Origin of the sequence: Streptomyces sp. D2-8 (genome assembly GCF_023184515.1) — a bacterium.
Taxonomy (GTDB): domain Bacteria; phylum Actinomycetota; class Actinomycetes; order Streptomycetales; family Streptomycetaceae; genus Streptomyces.
Genome location: NZ_JAAHBP010000022.1, coordinates 113,203 through 129,717, shown reverse-complemented (window position 1 = coordinate 129,717; position 16,515 = coordinate 113,203). Strand labels below are relative to the sequence as shown.

The 16,515-nt window shown below is 72.1% G+C and carries 18 protein-coding genes; 13 read left to right on the top strand and 5 right to left on the bottom strand.

Annotated features, from left to right (window positions below):
* Nucleotides 1-7: 7 nt before the first annotated feature.
* The 4 genes from G3I77_RS32015 to G3I77_RS32000 all read left to right on the top strand — a co-directional run bounded on the left by G3I77_RS32015 (nucleotide 8) and on the right by G3I77_RS32000 (nucleotide 3,317).
* Nucleotides 8-754 (top strand): SDR family NAD(P)-dependent oxidoreductase, encoded by a 747-nt coding sequence (locus G3I77_RS32015; protein WP_248509216.1) that lies wholly within the window; start codon nucleotides 8-10, stop codon nucleotides 752-754.
* Nucleotides 751-1,821, top strand: a complete 1,071-nt coding sequence (locus G3I77_RS32010; protein ID WP_248509213.1) for a low specificity L-threonine aldolase — start codon at nucleotides 751-753, stop codon at nucleotides 1,819-1,821. The genes G3I77_RS32015 and G3I77_RS32010 overlap by 4 nt, the downstream gene beginning before the upstream one ends.
* Before the next feature lie 209 nt (nucleotides 1,822-2,030).
* Complete coding sequence (locus tag G3I77_RS32005) at nucleotides 2,031-2,603, top strand: transglutaminase domain-containing protein (RefSeq protein ID WP_248509212.1); 573 nt, start codon at nucleotides 2,031-2,033, stop codon at nucleotides 2,601-2,603.
* 12 nt (nucleotides 2,604-2,615) lie between these two features.
* Nucleotides 2,616-3,317: a B3/4 domain-containing protein gene (locus tag G3I77_RS32000; RefSeq protein WP_248509211.1), complete on the top strand. Its 702-nt coding sequence runs from the start codon at nucleotides 2,616-2,618 to the stop codon at nucleotides 3,315-3,317.
* A gap of 18 nt (nucleotides 3,318-3,335) precedes the next feature.
* Here the strand turns inward: G3I77_RS32000 and G3I77_RS31995 are convergent, their stop codons facing one another.
* Nucleotides 3,336-4,064, bottom strand: a complete 729-nt coding sequence (locus tag G3I77_RS31995; protein ID WP_248509209.1) for a 1-acyl-sn-glycerol-3-phosphate acyltransferase — start codon at nucleotides 4,062-4,064, stop codon at nucleotides 3,336-3,338.
* A 186-nt stretch (nucleotides 4,065-4,250) separates the two neighbouring features.
* Entirely contained in the window at nucleotides 4,251-4,667 is a 417-nt protein-coding gene (locus G3I77_RS31990) for a DUF4395 domain-containing protein (RefSeq protein ID WP_248509207.1), read from the bottom strand.
* 77 nt (nucleotides 4,668-4,744) lie between these two features.
* Between G3I77_RS31990 and G3I77_RS31985 the strand changes: the two genes are divergently transcribed.
* The 4 genes from G3I77_RS31985 to G3I77_RS31970 all read left to right on the top strand — a co-directional run bounded on the left by G3I77_RS31985 (nucleotide 4,745) and on the right by G3I77_RS31970 (nucleotide 7,759).
* Nucleotides 4,745-5,158 (top strand): thioredoxin family protein, encoded by a 414-nt coding sequence (locus G3I77_RS31985; RefSeq protein WP_248509331.1) that lies wholly within the window; start codon nucleotides 4,745-4,747, stop codon nucleotides 5,156-5,158.
* Nucleotides 5,159-5,241: 83 nt separating this feature from the next.
* A complete protein-coding gene (locus tag G3I77_RS31980) occupies nucleotides 5,242-5,733 on the top strand; it encodes a flavin reductase family protein (RefSeq protein WP_248509205.1) in 492 nt (163 codons plus the stop codon).
* Between the two features lie 219 nt (nucleotides 5,734-5,952).
* Nucleotides 5,953-6,741: an electron transfer flavoprotein subunit beta/FixA family protein gene (locus G3I77_RS31975; protein ID WP_248509203.1), complete on the top strand. Its 789-nt coding sequence runs from the start codon at nucleotides 5,953-5,955 to the stop codon at nucleotides 6,739-6,741.
* Between the two features lie 55 nt (nucleotides 6,742-6,796).
* Nucleotides 6,797-7,759: an electron transfer flavoprotein subunit alpha/FixB family protein gene (locus G3I77_RS31970; protein WP_248509201.1), complete on the top strand. Its 963-nt coding sequence runs from the start codon at nucleotides 6,797-6,799 to the stop codon at nucleotides 7,757-7,759.
* A 57-nt stretch (nucleotides 7,760-7,816) separates the two neighbouring features.
* Here the strand turns inward: G3I77_RS31970 and G3I77_RS31965 are convergent, their stop codons facing one another.
* On the bottom strand, nucleotides 7,817-8,722 hold the full coding sequence (locus G3I77_RS31965; RefSeq protein ID WP_248509199.1) for an endonuclease/exonuclease/phosphatase family protein: 906 nt from the start codon (nucleotides 8,720-8,722) through the stop codon (nucleotides 7,817-7,819).
* A 194-nt stretch (nucleotides 8,723-8,916) separates the two neighbouring features.
* Between G3I77_RS31965 and G3I77_RS31960 the strand changes: the two genes are divergently transcribed.
* Together G3I77_RS31960 and G3I77_RS31955 are read left to right on the top strand one after the other, a co-directional pair.
* Complete coding sequence (locus G3I77_RS31960) at nucleotides 8,917-10,218, top strand: aldolase/citrate lyase family protein (protein ID WP_248509197.1); 1,302 nt, start codon at nucleotides 8,917-8,919, stop codon at nucleotides 10,216-10,218.
* Between the two features lie 154 nt (nucleotides 10,219-10,372).
* Complete coding sequence (locus G3I77_RS31955) at nucleotides 10,373-12,412, top strand: serine/threonine-protein kinase (RefSeq protein WP_248509195.1); 2,040 nt, start codon at nucleotides 10,373-10,375, stop codon at nucleotides 12,410-12,412.
* On the opposite strand, the gene G3I77_RS31950 is transcribed toward G3I77_RS31955, so the two are convergent.
* Together G3I77_RS31950 and G3I77_RS31945 are read right to left on the bottom strand one after the other, a co-directional pair.
* The gene (locus tag G3I77_RS31950; RefSeq protein WP_248509189.1) at nucleotides 12,358-13,173 is read right to left on the bottom strand and encodes a hypothetical protein; all 816 of its coding nucleotides are present in this window, start codon (nucleotides 13,171-13,173) and stop codon (nucleotides 12,358-12,360) included. The two genes, G3I77_RS31955 and G3I77_RS31950, sit on opposite strands and share 55 nt — an antisense overlap.
* Before the next feature lie 7 nt (nucleotides 13,174-13,180).
* On the bottom strand, nucleotides 13,181-14,245 hold the full coding sequence (locus G3I77_RS31945) for a LacI family DNA-binding transcriptional regulator (protein ID WP_248509188.1): 1,065 nt from the start codon (nucleotides 14,243-14,245) through the stop codon (nucleotides 13,181-13,183).
* A 195-nt stretch (nucleotides 14,246-14,440) separates the two neighbouring features.
* Between G3I77_RS31945 and G3I77_RS31940 the strand changes: the two genes are divergently transcribed.
* The 3 genes from G3I77_RS31940 (at nucleotide 14,441) to G3I77_RS31930 (ending at nucleotide 16,423) form a co-directional block, all read left to right on the top strand.
* Nucleotides 14,441-15,391 (top strand): ROK family protein, encoded by a 951-nt coding sequence (locus tag G3I77_RS31940; protein WP_248509187.1) that lies wholly within the window; start codon nucleotides 14,441-14,443, stop codon nucleotides 15,389-15,391.
* Between the two features lie 161 nt (nucleotides 15,392-15,552).
* Nucleotides 15,553-15,996: a helix-turn-helix transcriptional regulator gene (locus G3I77_RS31935; protein ID WP_248509186.1), complete on the top strand. Its 444-nt coding sequence runs from the start codon at nucleotides 15,553-15,555 to the stop codon at nucleotides 15,994-15,996.
* Between the two features lie 10 nt (nucleotides 15,997-16,006).
* Nucleotides 16,007-16,423 (top strand): VOC family protein, encoded by a 417-nt coding sequence (locus G3I77_RS31930; protein WP_248509184.1) that lies wholly within the window; start codon nucleotides 16,007-16,009, stop codon nucleotides 16,421-16,423.
* Nucleotides 16,424-16,515 lie beyond the last annotated feature (92 nt).

Here is a 16,515-nt window from a genome sequence, read left to right as displayed (position 1 = left end):
GAGGATCATGGGGAACGGGGCGCTCAGCGGTGCGGTGATCGCGGTGGCCGGAGCGGGCGGGCCCGCCGGCCGGGCCGCGCTGCTCAGGCTGGCCGAGGCGGGTGCGACCGTCATCGGGTCGGACAACGATCCGGAGCGGCTGGCGGAGGCGGTGGACGCGGCGAGCTACGCGACCGGCGGCGCCACCGTCACCGGCGACACGGTCGATCTGCTGGATCTGGGGGCCACCCGCGACTGGGCCACCCGCATCGAGAAGGACTTCGGCCGCGTCGACGGCCTGGTCCACCTCGTCGGCGGCTGGCGCGGCAGCGAGACCTTCACGCGGACCAGCCTCGACGACTGGGACTTCCTGGAGATGCTGCTGGTCCGCACGGTGCAGCACACCTCCCTCGCCTTCCACGAGGCGCTGCAGCGCAGCGACCGGGGCCGGTACGTGCTGATCAGCGCCGCGGGCGCCAGCAAGCCCACCGCGGGCAACGCCGCCTACGCGGCCGGCAAGGCGGCGGCCGAGGCGTGGACGCTGGCCATGGCGGACTACTTCCGCAAGGCCGGGGGCGCCGGGGGGCCGACGTCGGCTGCTGCGATCCTGGTGGTGAAGGCGCTGGTCCACGATGCGATGCGCGCCGATCGACCCAACGCGAAGTTCGCGGGCTTCACCGACGTCAAGGACCTGGCCGAGGCCATCACCGAGGTCTGGGAGAAGCCTGCCGCCGAAGTGAACGGAAAACGTCTGTGGCTCACCGAGAAGCCGTGAACCCGCCGAAGACCGACGCCCGTCGTCATCACGACCCGGACGTCCGCGGTTTCGCCAGCGACAACTACGCCGGGGCCCACCCGGAGGTTCTCGCCGCCCTGGCCCTGGCCAACGGCGGGCACGAGGTCGCGTACGGCGAGGACGCGTACACCGAGAACCTCCAGCAGGTGGTCCGCAGCCACTTCGGGCCCACGGCCGAGGCGTTCCCGGTCTTCAACGGCACCGGCGCCAACGTCGTCGCGCTCCAGGCGGTCACCGACCGCTGGGGCGCGGTGATCTGCGCCGAGAGCGCGCACATCAACGTCGACGAGTGCGGCGCCCCGGAGCGGGTCGGCGGCCTGAAGCTGCTGACCGTTCCGGCGCCCGACGGCAAGCTCACGCCCGAGCTGATCGACCGGCAGGCGTACGGCTGGGACGACGAGCACCGCGCCATGCCGCAGGTCGTCTCGATCGCCCAGGCCACCGAACTGGGCACGGTCTACACGCCGGACGAGATACGCGCCCTGTGTGAGCACGCCCACGCGCACGGCATGAAGGTGCACCTGGACGGCTCCCGGCTGGCCAACGCGGCCGCCACCCTGAACGTCCCGATGCGCACGCTCACCAACGCGGCCGGCGTCGACATCCTCTCCCTGGGCGGCACGAAGAACGGTGCCCTGTTCGGCGAGGCCGTCGTGGTCCTCAACCAGGACGCCGTCAGTCACATGAAGCACCTGCGCAAGCTGTCCATGCAGCTCGCCTCCAAGATGCGCTTCGTGTCGGTGCAGCTGGAGGCCCTGCTCGCCCGGGACCTGTGGCTGCGCAACGCCGGTCACGCCAACGAGATGGCCCAGCGCCTCGCCGAGGGCGTGCGGGCGGTGCACGGTGTGGAGATCCTCTACCCGGTGCAGGCCAACGCGATCTTCGCCCGCCTGCCCCACGACGTGAGCGAGCGCCTCCAGAAGCGGTTCCGCTTCTACTTCTGGGACGAGGCCGCGGGGGACGTCCGCTGGATGTGCGCCTTCGACACGACCGAGGAGGACGTGGACGCGTTCGTGGCGGCGCTGAAGGAGGAGATGGCCCGCTAGGGGTCACCTGTGCGCTCCGTGCAGGTGGACCGGCGTACGGCAGTAGCGGGTGGTGGGGGACGTCCCGTCCTCCACCATCCAGCACCTGTCCTCCGGCAGGGCGCCGACGGTGGTGCCCTGTCGGCCGCCCGGAACCTCGACTGCATAGGTATGCGGCCGAGGGGAAATTGATTGACTCGGAAGTGGATCTCTCCCTAAGCTCTGCGCGCATGCAGCTGATCCAGGAAACCCCCGACCTCTCCGCCTATTTGGCCGCTGACGAGGCGGTCGACCATCATCACCCGCTCGTGCGCGAGACGGCGGCGAGGCTCGCCGACGGGGTGGCGGACTCGTATGAGTATGCGCGGGCGGCCTTCGAGTTCGTACGCGACACCATTCCGCACTCGCAGGACTCCGGTGATCTCCGCGTCACCTGGCGCGCCTCCGATGTCCTGGAGCAGCGCACCGGCATCTGCTACGCCAAGGCCCACGCGCTGGCCGCGCTGCTCCGGGCCGAGGACATCCCCACCGCGTTGTGCTACCAGAGGTTCGAGGTGGTGCACGGGCTGGTGGCCGTGCGGTTCAACGGCGCGTGGCACCGGCAGGATCCCCGGGGCAACACGACCGGAGTCGACGCGCAGTTCTCCCTCAACGGTGAACGGCTCGCCTTCACGCCCGATCCTGCGTCCAATGAAATGGACTATCCAGTCCTGTATGCTGCACCGCATCCGGTCGTACTGGACGCCCTCACGGCAGCTCGCGACCGGCCGCACCTGTGGCAGACGCTCCCCACCGCACTCTGAGGCAAGGCGACCATGACGCTCACGCTGACCGTGTCCGACGACGTACGCGCGCTCGCGCCCGGTTTCACGCACGTCGCGATCGAGGCGCACGGCCTGGTCAACGGGCCGAGCAACGACGCCGGCTCGGCACTGCTGGACGACGCGGCGCGTCGGCTCGCCGTACGACTGGACGGCCGCGCTCCGCACGAGGACCCGCACATGGCCGCATGGCGCGAGACCTACACGGCGTTCGGCTCGAAGCCGTCCCGTACCCGCAACTCCGCGGAGGCGCTGGCCAAGCGGGCACTGTCGGAGGCCGGGCTGCCCCGCATCAACCTGCTCGTCGACCTCTACAACGCCATCTCCGTCGCCCATCTGATCCCCGTCGGCGGCGAGGACGCCGACCGGATCGAGGGCGGCATGCGCCTGATCCGCGCCACGGGCGAGGAGGACTTCGTGACCGTCGCCGGCGGTGAGGAGACCGTCGAGCACCCCGACGCGGGCGAAGTGGTGTGGCGCGACGACGCGGGCGTGACCTGCCGCCGCTGGAACTGGCGCCAGGGCCCGCGCACCCGGCTCACCGAGCAGACGACGTCGGGCATCTTCCTGCTGGAGAGCCTCGCGCCGATGCCGGTCGCCGAGGTGACGGCGGCCGCGGCGGAACTCGCCGAACTGCTGGCGAAGTTCAGCCCGGGAGCGGACATTTCCGTCCGCGCTCCGGAGTCCTGCGCCTGAGCCCCGGCCGGGCGTGCCTCAGAGTGCCTCGGCCGCCCGCACCTGCTCCGGCGTCGGGGCCGTGCCGCCGAGGTGGGCCGGCATCCACCAGGTGTCGTCCGGGCCCTTCGGGCGGACGGGGTAGGCGCGCTGGGCGGCCTCGAGGAGCTCCTGGACCCGCTCGCGCAGCTGGCGCGTGATGGCGCCCGCGTACTTGTCGCGGGAGGCCTCGATCGCCTCGCCCACCCGGATCGTGATGGGGATGTGGCTGCGCTTGAAGTTGCGCGGCTGGCCCTTGGTCCACAGCCGCTGCGTGCCCCACACCGCCATCGGGATCAGGGGGACGCCGGCCTCCTGGGCCAGGCGCGCGGCACCCGACTTGAAGCTCTTCAGCGTGAACGACTGCGAGATGGTCGCCTCCGGGAAGACCCCGACGATCTCGCCAGACCGCAGCGAGTCCAGGGCGTGCGCGTAGGCCGCCTCGCCCTGCTTGCGGTCCACGGGGATGTGCTTCATCCCGCGCATCAGCGGGCCGGAGATCTTGTGGCGGAAGACGGACTCCTTCGCCATGAACCGCACGAGACGTTTCTGCGGCAGGGCCGCCAGACCGTCGAAGACGAAGTCCAGGTAGCTGATGTGGTTGCTCACCAGCACGGCGCCGCCCGAGCGCGGGATGTTCTCCGAACCCTGGCAGTCGATCTTGAGGTCCCACACCTTGAACAGCGTGCGGGCGAAACCGACGACGGGACGGTAGACGAGCTCTGCCATGGGCGGGTCGGACCCTTCCTGCTCTGCCTGGGAAGGGATTCCCAGTGGAAAGTTACGCAGCCGTAGGTTTACGGCTTGCGCAGATCGTGCCCGAAGAACGGCCGGGTAGCCAGTCCTCGTGCCCGTCGGCGGCGAGATTCTCGTCACGTCGCCCGCAGGTTCCCACCTCGTGCTTTTGCGTCCCCATTACCCCGCGCGGACCGTCACCCGCCGCACGAGCAGGTACAACTCGCATCCCAGGCAGTACCCGAATGCCGCATTCAGGAAGGCGGCGGCGAGTGCGGCGCCGGTCGCCGCGAGTCCCAGCCAGCCCGGACCGAGGGTGTAGCCGGCAAGCCCGAGTCCGGCGAAAAACAGCCCCACCAGTTGGGCGAAGCGGGGCGGTTCGGGCGCCTCGAACTCCGTCGGCGGCCCGAGCCGCGGCCGCACGGCCTTGGCGAACAGCAGGCCGTAGGGGGAGCGGCGCACCCCGCCCGCCGCGCCGAGCAGGAACGCCAGCGTCTGCCAGGCCAGCAGCCAGGCGCTCCCCGTGACCAGAACGACCGCCAGGACGGCGGCCGTGACGGCCGCACCGAAACGCGGCCCTCTCACATCGATGTCCATGGAACACAGCATTCCGCAGCGCGGCCGCATTGCGGGGGCGGGAATCTTTGCGGTCTCGTGAACGCTTGCAGCAGGTGATGACCGGACTGGTGGTGTGTGCGGTGGTGCTCGCGGCGGCGAGCGCCTACGGAGTGCTGCAACGGCGGCGGAGCGGGAGTGTGCGGGTGCGCGGGCGGGACGACGGCAAGCGGCTCGATGCGGCGGAGCTGGGCGCGGAACTCGGCGAGCGGGCCACGCTCGTGCAGTTCTCCAGCGCGTTCTGCGCGCCCTGCCGGGCGACCCGGCGGGTCCTCGGCGAGGTCGCCGCCGTGGTGCCGGGCGTGACCCATGTCGAGATCGACGCCGAGGCGCACTTGGACCTCGTGCGGCGGCTGGACATCCTCAAGACCCCGACCGTGCTGGTCCTGGACGCCGACGGCCACGTGGTCCGGCGGGCCACCGGGCAGCCGCGCAAGGCCGACGTGATCGCCGCGCTGGGGGAGGCGGTGTGACGGGCGTGGTGCCGCCAGTGAGTCATCTCCCACATCACGGAACGAACTTGACTGCGCGTACCATTTATCGTCAGCCTGACCCCATGCCTGCGGACCTCCTCGCCACGCCCGATCTCCTGCGCTCGGTCTTCCGGCAGCACGCGGCAGGGGTCGCCGTCATCACCGCTCGTGGCGAGGAGGGGCCGGTGGGATTCACCGCCACCTCCCTGACATCCGTCTCCGCCGAGCCGCCCCTGCTGTCCTTCGGCGTCGGCACCGGCGCCTCCAGTTGGCCCGCCATCGCGGCGGCGGAGCACGTCGGTGTCCACGTCCTCGGCGAGCACCAGCAGGAGCTGGCCGCCACCTTCGCCCGCAGTGGTGCCGACCGCTTCGGCCCGCCCACCGGCTGGCGGGAGGGGCCCGAGGGCGTGCCCCTCCTCGACGGCGTGCTCGCCTGGCTGGTGGGCCGGGTCGTCACGCGCGTGCCCGCCGGGGACCACCGGATCGTGATCGCGGAGGTCGTGCACGGCGACCCCACGGGCACCGGCCGTCCGCTCCTCTACCACCAGGGACGTTTCCAGCGTCTGCGCGACTGAGCCGGGCGTCCCCCGGGCTGCGTGACCGTCGAGTTCCGGTTACGCTGCGTTGCGAAGGTCACAGTTCAAAGCGCTTGCTTAGCGGGAACGAACTGGGTGTACTGACGAGTAATATTTCGCTCGGGGCGTGGGTCGCCCCGACCGGGATCGGACGCTAGAGGCGCCTATGCTGCCTGCAAGTAGGCAGCATGGAAATGACGATGCAGTAGGAGAGCCGGCGTGAGCTTGAGGATCGTTGTCACTGTGAAGTACGTGCCCGACGCCACTGGCGACCGGCACTTCGCCGATGACCTGACCGTCGACCGGGACGACGTGGACGGTCTGCTCTCCGAGCTCGACGAGTACGCGGTCGAGCAGGCGCTGCAGATCTCCGAGAACTCCGACGACGACGTGGAGATCACCGTCCTCACGGTGGGCCCCGAGGACGCCAAGGACGCCCTGCGCAAGGCGCTGTCCATGGGCGCGGACAAGGCGATCCACGTCGAGGACGACGACATCCACGGCACCGACGCCATCGGCACCTCCCTGGTCCTGGCCAAGGCCGTCGAGAAGGCCGGTTACGACCTGGTCATCTCCGGCATGGCCTCCACCGACGGCACCATGGGCGTCGTGCCCGCGCTGCTCGCCGAGCGCCTGGGCGTCCCGCAGGTCACCCTGCTCTCCGAGGTCTCCGTCGAGGACGGCACGGTCAAGGGCCGCCGCGACGGCGACGCCGCTTCGGAGAGCCTCGAGGCGTCCCTGCCGGCGGTCGTGTCGGTGACCGACCAGTCGGGCGAGGCGCGTTACCCGTCCTTCAAGGGCATCATGGCGGCGAAGAAGAAGCCGGTGGAGTCCTGGGACCTGTCCGACCTCGACATCGAGGCCGAGGAGGTCGGCCTGGAGGGCGCCTGGACCGCGGTCGACGGCGCGGCCGAGCGCCCGGCCCGCACCGCGGGCACGATTGTCAAGGACGAGGGCGAGGGCGGCAAGCAGCTCGCTGAGTTCCTCGCGGGCCAGAAGTTCATCTGAGCCCGGCATTCGCTGACCGCCCCTCATCTTTCGCAAGCAGGAGAGAAGAAGTCCCATGGCTGAAGTTCTCGTCTACGTCGACCACGTGGACGGCGCCGTCCGCAAGCCCACCCTGGAGCTGCTGACCCTGGCCCGCCGCATCGGCGAGCCGGTCGCCGTCGCGCTGGGCACCGGCGCCGGTGACACCGCCGCCACGCTCGCCGAGCACGGCGCGGTCAAGGTCCTCACTCATGAGGCCGCGGAGTACGCCGACTACCTGGTCGTACCGAAGGTGGACGCCCTCCAGGCCGCCCACGAGGCCGTGTCCCCGGCCGCCGTGCTGGTGCCGTCCTCCGCCGAGGGCAAGGAGATCGCCGCCCGTCTGGCGCTGCGTCTGGGTTCCGGCATCATCACCGACGCCGTCGACCTGGAGGCCGGCGACGAGGGCCCGGTGGCCACGCAGTCGGTGTTCGCCGCGTCCTTCACCACCAAGTCCCGTGTCTCCAAGGGCACCCCGGTCATCACGGTCAAGCCCAACAGCGCCGCCGTCGAGGCCGCCCCGGCCGCCGGCGCGGTCGAGGCCCTGTCCGTGACCTTCTCCGCGCAGGCCACCGGCACCAAGGTCACCGGCCGCACGCCGCGTGAGTCGACGGGCCGCCCGGAGCTGACCGAGGCCGCGATCGTGGTCTCCGGTGGCCGTGGCGTCAACGGCTCGGAGAACTTCGCGATCATCGAGGCGCTCGCCGACTCCCTCGGTGCCGCTGTCGGTGCCTCGCGTGCCGCGGTCGACGCCGGCTGGTACCCGCACACCAACCAGGTCGGCCAGACCGGCAAGTCCGTCTCGCCGCAGCTGTACATCGCCAACGGCATCTCCGGCGCGATCCAGCACCGCGCCGGTATGCAGACCTCGAAGACGATCGTGGCGGTCAACAAGGACGCCGAGGCCCCGATCTTCGACCTCGTCGACTACGGCGTCGTCGGCGACCTCTTCGACGTCGTCCCGGCCCTGACCGAGGAGATCAAGACCCGCAAGGGCTGATCGACCCCGGCTGTGGAAGGCCCCCGTGACCGCGCGAACGGTCACGGGGGCCTCTTCTCATCCCAGGGTCATCGAGGCCTGCACCGGCAGATGGTCGCTCGGATACGTCCCGTCCGCGCTGAAGGTGTTCATCCCGGCCCAGTGCGTGGTCACCCCGGGCGTGGTGAGGATCCAGTCGATGCGCCGCCCGCCGGGCCTGGGCGCCCGGTAGCCGTGGTGCGTCCCGTACGCCGGACCCCGCGAAGCCGCCGCGTCCCAGGCGTCCACCAGTCCGATGTCCAGCATGAGGTCGTGCACCCGGTTGTCGTGGGCGGCCGCGTTGAAGTCGCCGGTGACGATGACCGGTGACGACCGGTCCCACGCGGCGATCGTCTCGCCGATGAGCCCCGCCGAGCGTTCCCGGGCGTACTGGCTGACGCTGTCCAGGTGGGTGTTGAGGACGTAGAACTCCCGTCCTCCGTCGGCGAGATCGGCGAAACGGACCCAGGTCACCATGCGCAGCCAGTCCGCGTCCCAGGTGTTCGAGGCGATCGTGTAGGGGGTGCCGGACAGCCAGAAGTGGTCGAACTCGATCGGCTCGAGTCTGCGCGTGTCGTAGAAGACCGCCATGAACTCGTCCTTGCTGCCGCCCCCGCGTCCGGTGCCGATCCAGTCGTAGTGCTCGCCGAGATCCTTCTCGATCGCGCGCACTTGCCGGTAGAGCCCTTCCTGGGTGCCGATGACGTGCGGTCGCTCGCGGCGCAGCAGTTCTCGCATCACCGGTCGGCGCACCTCCCAGCGCGGTGTCCTGTCGACGACGGTCCCGAAGCGGACGTTGAACGTCATGACGTCCAGGGCGCCCGGGTGCTCGCCGGCGGACGCGGGCTGTGTGGGGCCCGCGGTGGTGAGCAGCGGTCCTGCGACGGCGGCGGCCGCCGCTGCCTTGAGCCCGTGGCGGCGCGTCACTCCGACCTCGTTCGGCACGTGGTCTCCCTCCCCTTGCACGTCAGGATGAAGCTTGCCTTCTGAATACGGAAGATGAGGGCGGGTCGGCGGTGACCAAGGGTGAAGGATGGGGAACCCCACTTCACGACGGTGTTGACCAGGCCGAAGGTGGGCCGATAACTTCGCTCTACGGATTGTTGATTCCGCACAGCGGAAAATAGGAGGGTCTCGGGATGGGTCAGGGCCAGCAGGAGAAGGTGGCGACGAGCCTCGCGGGCGCCGTCAGCGAGGAGATCAGCGCCTCCCTCGCGCCGGTCGACGCGGAGCTGGAGCGCCGCTACCCCGGCGACCCCGGCACCCGCCAGCCCGTCCACACCGTCTACGTGCCCGGCGACGTCTTCGCCGCCGACACCATCCGCGCCTGGGGCGACCGGGCGCTCGCCGCCCTCGACGAGCACGCCCCGGACGCGGCGTCCTTCGCCGCCGTCCTCGGCCTCGCCGACGAGCTCGCCGAGCCCGTCCACGCGCGCGTGCGCGCCAAGCTGGAACGCGAGCCCGTCGAGGACCTGCGCGTCGACTTCGAGGACGGCTACGGCAACCGCCCCGACGCCGAGGAGGACGAGGCCGCCGCCCGCGCCGCCCGGATCGTCGCCGAGGCCTACGAGGACGGCACCGCCGCCCCCTACATGGGCATCCGCACGAAGTGCATGGAAGCGCCCGTACGCGCCCGGGGCATCCGCACCCTCGACATCTTCCTCACCGGCCTGATGGAGGCCGGCGGCCTGCCCGACGGGCTGGTGCTCACCCTGCCGAAGGTCACGTACGCCGAGCAGGTCACGGCCATGGCGCGGCTGCTGGACGCCTTCGAGAAGGCACACGGCCTCGAACCCGGCCGGATCGGCTTCGAGATCCAGATCGAGACCAGCCAGTCCATCCTCGCCGCCGACGGCACCGCCACCGTCGCCCGCATGATCCAGGCCGCCGAGGGCCGCGCCACCGGCCTGCACTACGGCACCTTCGACTACAGCGCCTGCCTCGGCGTCTCCGCCGCCCACCAGGCCAGTGACCACCCCGCCGCGGACCACGCCAAGGCCGTCATGCAGGTCGCGGCGGCCGGTACCGGCGTACGGGTCTCGGACGGCTCGACGAACGTCCTGCCAGTCGGTCCCACCGCGAAGGTCCACGACGCCTGGCGCCTGCACTACGGCCTCACCCGCCGCGCCCTGGCCCGCGCCTACTACCAGGGCTGGGACATGCACCCCGGCCACATCCCCACCCGCTACGCGGCCGTCTTCGCCTTCTACCGCGAGGGCTTCGAGCAGGCCGCCGCCCGTCTGTCCCGCTACGCCAACCGCACCGGCGGCGACGTCATGGACGAGCCGGCCACCGCCAAGGCCCTCAGCGGCTACCTGCTGCGCGGCCTGGACTGCGGCGCCCTCGACATCGGGGAGGTCGCCCGCCTGGCCGGTCTGACCCGGGCGGACCTGGAGAGCTTCGCGGTGCCCCGGCGCGGGGATCTGACGGCCTCCGCCTGACGGCCTCCGTACGGCGGTTCGGCCGACACGTACCGGCCCTGTCACAGCCGTCGCCGACGGCTGTCGCCGTCACCGCCGCCCCGTAGTCTGTACGCCACGCACCGACGGTGTCGGTCGTCGGTGCGGCCGGTGGGGCCACAGGAACGGGGCAGCGGTGTCGACGGGGGAGTACGGGCAGACGGACGGGGCCGGACGGCTGCTGGCAGGCCGCTATCGCGTCACGGCGGCGCTGGGGCGCGGCGGCATGGGCGTCGTCTGGAAGGCCGTCGACGAGGTCCTCGGCCGTGAGGTCGCGGTCAAGGAACTGCGTACCTACACGGACGCGGCCGGTCCCGAACTGGCCGATCTACGACTGCGGATGCAGCGCGAGGCGCGTGCGGCGGCCCGGGTGCGACACCCCGGCGTCATCGCCGTGCACGACATCGCCAAGGTCGACGGCCGCCCGCTCATCGTGATGGAGCTGGTCGACGGGCCGTCCCTGGACGACGTCCTGCGCGAGCGCGGCCCGCTGGACCCGGGTGAGGCGACCGGGATCGGCGCGAAGGTCATGGACGCGCTGGCCGCAGCCCACCGCGCCGGCGTCCTGCACCGGGACGTCAAGCCGGGCAACATCCTCCTCGACCGCTCGGGCCGGGTCGTCCTCACCGACTTCGGCATCGCCACGATGGACGATCCGGGGGACGGTTCGGCCACGCGCCTCACGCGCAGCGGCGAACTCGTCGGCTCCCTCGACTACCTGGCCCCCGAACGCGCCCAGGGCGCCGACCCGGGCCCCGCCTCCGACATCTGGGCCCTGGGCGCCACGCTGTACGCGGCCGTCGAGGGCTCCTCGCCCTTCCGCCGCACCTCCACGTTCTCCACGCTCACCGCGATCGTCACCGAGCCGCTGCCGGAGGCCCGTCGCGCCAGCTCCCTCGCGCCCGTCCTCCAGCGGCTGATGGACAAACGCCCCGAGTCCCGCCCGGAAGCCGACCAGGCCCGCGCACTGCTCCAGGCGGTCGCGGACGCGGGCGGCACGGACACACCGACCTCTCCCTTGCGGGGCCCCGCGGCCACGCCCCCGCGCGCGGAGACGGAGCGCAGCGTCCCGTCGGTGCCGCCGGGGTTCGGACCCCCGCAGCCGGGCGCCGCAGGACCCCACGGAAGCGCGAAGACCCCGGGCCTCGGCACGGCAGCCGCGCTCGGAGCCGCGGGGGCGGCGGGGACCGAGGGCCATGACGGTCCAGGGCACGCCGGTGCCGGCGGGCCGGCGCCGGGAGGCTTCGGCCCGCAGGGCACAGGATCCGGTCACGCCCCGCCGACGGGCCCCGGCGCGCAGGGAACCGGCTCCGGTGCGCAGGGAACGGGCTCCGGGCACCCCGCGCCGACGGGCCCCGGCGCGCAGGCCTCGGGCTCCGGTCACCCCATGCCCTCGGGCCCCGGCCCGCAGAACCCGGGCACCAGCCCCCAGGGCTTCGGCCCGGTCGGCCCCGGCAGCACCGCTCCCGGCGTCTCCGCCCCCACCGGCCCGCTGAACGCCGACCGCGCGGCGTCCCGCCGCAGGACGCGCGTCCTGCTCGCCGTCGCGGCCGTCACCGTCGTCCTCGCCGCCGCCGGCACCACGGTCGCCCTCCTCGGCGATTCCGGCGGCAGAGAGACCGGCACAGGGACCGGCGCCGCCCGTGCGGATGCCGGGTCCTCCGAGCCCAGCGGCGCGGACGACGGCTCGAGCGCCCGGAGACCCACGCAGCAGGGCGTCGACACGGGCAAGGCCCCGTCCGAGAGTCCCGGCGACACGAAGGACCCCGAGCCCACCGGCCGGGCGACCACCGCGCCCCCCGCCAAGGCCACCGGCGGCGGCACCACCGGCGACAACGGCGGAGGGACGCCGGACGGCGGCGCCACGACAGGCGGCGGCCCGACCACCCCGGCCCCGGTCTGCCACCCCATCGGCGGCGGCAAGTACAACTGCCAGGTCTGGAAGACCGCCGACTCCTACACCGCCTCCGGCACCAAGGCCGGCATCCTCAACGCGGGCACCAACTACTTCTACTGCCAGCAGAACCTGGGCCGCCGCGAGACGTCCGGGGAGTGGACCAACGTCTGGTGGGCGAAGACCGACGACGACAGCGGCAACACGAACGTCTACGTCAGCGACGTCTACATCAAGGGCGGCGACAACGACGCGCCGGTCCCCGGGCTCCCGCTCTGCTGATCCCGCGCCGAGGCAGCCACATACCGCTCCAGACCGGAGGCCGTCACCAGCTTCTCCTCGATGAACAGCCGCGTGCCCCGCTCGCACAGCCGCCGGTCCCCGCGGGCCCGCGCGCAGAACTCCTCGGGCACGACACCGAACAGCTCCCGCAGACGCGGCAGCCCGACGAGGAGCTCGGTCAGCAGTTCCCGCTCACCCGGGTGCGTGCGCGGAGTGCCCGTGCCGTCGTGGAGGACGCCGTGCCGGTTGACGTAGGCGTACGCCCCGGGCAGGCGCGTGCCGTCCGCGAACTCGATCCGGACGTCGGGCGACGGCAGCCAGGCCCGGTCGAAGTTGCCGCCCGGCACCGGCACGCCCTCGCTCGCGTCGATCACCGCGAGCTGCTGGGCGTCGAGCCACAGGACGAACAACTCCCGCACGGTGTCCGGGGCGCCGACCGGCGAGGCCGACACGTACCCCATGCGGCTCACATGTGCGGAGACGCCGGCGTCGACACCGGTCACCCGTGCCTTCACCATCGGCAGCGGCGACGTGATCCCGAACTCCGTCATCTTGTGCCGCAGCTGGCCGGGGCAGCCGTTGGAGCCGATGGCGATGACCGGCGTGCGGTCCTCGTGGACCAGTTGCTCCAGCGGCAGGAAGCAGTCCCCGTCGAGAAGCCCGGAATCGGCGGGCCACGCGCCCGGATACAGCAGGGGATGCTCGCGCGGCGCCTCGGCCGTGCCGAGTGCCCGCAGCGTGCGATCGGTGGCGTCGTCCATCGGCCGCTCAGTCCGCCGGGGGGATCTCGCCCGAGCCGCGGGTGATCAGCCGGGTCGGCAGCTCGATGCGCTCGGGGGTGACAAGGGTGCCGTCCAGCTGCCGGAAGAGGCGGTCCGCCGCGGTGCGGCCGATGTCCGACGCGTCCTGGGCGACGACCGTGACGCCCGGCTGGAGCAGGTCGGCGAGCTCGATGTCGTCGAAGCCGACCAGGGCGACACGGCGGGCCTGCTCGGCGAGCACGCGGATCACGGTGACCGTCACCCGGTTGTTGCCGGCGAAGATCGCCGTGACCGGGTCCGGGCCGGTGAGCATCTCCTCGGCCGCCCTGCGCACCCGCTCGGGGTCGGTGACGCCGAGGGACATCCAGGAGCCCGCCACCGGTATGCCCGCGTCCCCCATCGCGGCGCGGTAGCCGCGCAGCCGCTCGGCGGCGGTGTGGATGCGGGGCATGTCGCCGATGAAGCCGATCCGGCGGTGCCCGTGCGCGATGAGGTGGGCGACGCCGTCGCGGGCGCCGCCGAAGTTGTCCGACAGGACCACGTCGGCGTCGATGTGCCCGGCCGGCCGGTCCACGAACACCGTGGCGACACCCGCCTTGAGCTCCGGCTCCAGATACCGGTGGTCGTCCCCGGCCGGGATCACCACCAGCCCGTCCACCCGCCGCGCGCACAGGGCCAGCACCAGCTCCTGCTCGCGCTCGGGATCCTCCGCGCTGGAGCCGTTGATGAGCAGGGCGCCGTGCGCGCGGGCCACCTCCTCGACCGACCGGCTCAGCGGCCCGTAGAAGGGGTCCGCGAGGTCCTCCAGGACCAGGCCGATGCTCGCCGTGCGGCCCTTGCGCAGCACCCGCGCGCTGTCGTTGCGGCGGAAGCCGAGGGCGTCGATCGCCTCCTGGACCCGCCGCTCCGTCTCCGGGGTGACCCCCGGCTCGCCGTTCACGACACGGGAGACCGTCTTGAGCCCGACTCCGGCGCGGGCCGCGACGTCCTTCATGGTCGGCCGGGTGCCGTAGCGCGTGGCGGATCGGAGGGGGGTCTGGGGCACGGTGCGGCGTCCTGTCCTGTCGTCCACGGGGGTGCGTCGCTCCTGGGTTTGTATGAGGATGTGGCGTCGAGCATAGAGCCTGGACAACGTTGTCAGACTCGGGGGAGACTGTCCACCGCAATCTCCGGCCCCGTGCACCTCCGCGGGACCGGTCTGCTGCTTGCCCTGCTTGATGGCCATTCTCGGCGTTTTTCTCATGCCCGACGGGGAGATCCGACTCTGATGCACACCGACCTCGTGGCCGCGCTCGACATCGGCGGTACCAAGATCGCCGGCGCTCTGGTGGACGGCCATGGCCGGATCTTGGTCCGCGCCCAGCGGCCGACGCCCGCCCGGGAGGCCGGCGACACCGTGATGCGGGCCGTGGAGGAGGTGCTCGGCGAGCTCACCGCGTCGCCGCTGTGGGAGCGTGCCACGGCGGTGGCGATCGGCAGCGCCGGGCCCGTGGACGCCTCGGCGGGCACGGTGAGCCCGGTGAACGTGCCCGGCTGGCGCGACTACCCGCTCGTCGCCCGGGTCCGGGCCGCCGCCGGGAATCTGCCGGTCGAGCTGATCGGTGACGGGGTGGCGATCACGGCGGCCGAACACTGGCAGGGCGCCGCCCGCGGCCACGACAACGCGCTGTGCATGGTCGTCTCCACGGGCGTCGGCGGCGGTCTGGTGCTCGGCGGCCGGCTGCATCCCGGGCCCACCGGCAACGCGGGTCACATCGGCCACATCAGCGTGGACCTCGACGGCGATCTGTGCCCGTGCGGCTCGCACGGCTGCGTGGAACGCATCGCGAGCGGCCCCAACATCGCCCGGCGCGCCCTGGAGAACGGCTGGCGGCCCGGCCCCGACGGTGACACGTCCGCCGCCGCGGTGGCCGCCGCCGCCCGGTCCGGCGACCCGGTCGCCGTCGCCTCCTTCGAACGCGCTGCCCAGGCCCTGGCCGCCGGGATCGCCGCAACCGCGACCCTCGTGGAGATCGACATCGCCGTGATCGGCGGGGGAGTGGGCAAAGCGGGCGATGTCCTGTTCGACCCCCTGCGCAAGGCCCTGAGCACCTACGCGACGCTGTCCTTCGTCCGGAACCTGACCGTGGCGCCGGCGCAGATGGGCACCGACGCCGGGCTGGTGGGCGCGGCGGCGGCAGCCCTGGCGAAGCGGACGGACGCGGCGGCCGGGGTGTGAGACCGGGTCGGCTGATCGGGCAGGAACGTTCAGCCTGCGGTGACGTAAGGCGGACCCGGGCCGGTGCGGTGGCTGACGGTGACCCGGGGCTATACGGACCGGTTCGGTCCGTATAGCCGGAAATCAACCGCACGTGCGTGCGATGTGGCACGATCGCGCTTGTGAGCAGCAGACCCGCCTCGGCGCAGCACCTGCGCGACCTCGCTCGACTGCGCCGCGTCAAGGACCGGATCGACCGGGAGTACGCGAAGCCTCTGGACGTCGAGGCGCTCGCCCGGGGTGTGCACATGTCGGCCGGGCACCTCAGCCGTGAGTTCCGGCAGGCGTACGGCGAGTCGCCGTACAGCTATCTCATGACGCGGCGCATCGAGCGCGCGATGGCGCTGCTGCGCCGGGGCGACCTCAGCGTCACCGAGGTGTGCTTCGAGGTCGGCTGCGCGTCGCTGGGCACCTTCAGCACCCGTTTCACCGAGCTGGTGGGCATGCCGCCCAGTGCCTACCGGCGCGAGGCGGCGCGCGCGACGGCGGGCATTCCGTCGTGCGTGGCGAAGCAGGTGACCAGACCGATCAGGAATCGAGAAGCGCCCGCCCCGAGCCGAAACTAGCGTGATGGCCATGGACCTTCAGATTCACGCCAGTTTCCTTCCGCACGACGACCCGGACGCCGCCCTGGCGTTCTACCGCGACACCCTCGGTTTCGAAGTCAGAAACGACGTCGGATACGAGGGCATGCGCTGGATCACGGTCGGCCCCGTCGGTCAGCCCGGCACGAACATCGTGCTGCACCCGCCGGCCGCCGACCCCGGGGTCACCGAGGACGAGCGCCGCACCATCGCCGAGATGATGGCCAAGGGCACCTACGCCGGCATCGTCCTGGCCACCACCGACGTCGACGGCACCTTCGAGCGGGTGCAGGCGGGCGACGCCGAGGTGGTCCAGGAGCCGGTGGACCAGCCCTACGGCGTTCGCGACTGCGCCTTCCGCGACCCCGCGGGCAACATGGTCCGCATCCAGCAGCTGAAGGCGCAGTAGCCCCCCCCGCACCGCATCCCCCGCGCCGCCCCCCCCCGGGACCGGTGCGGGGGAACGAGATCGTCCGAGCGCGGCAGCCCCGCCCGACAGAT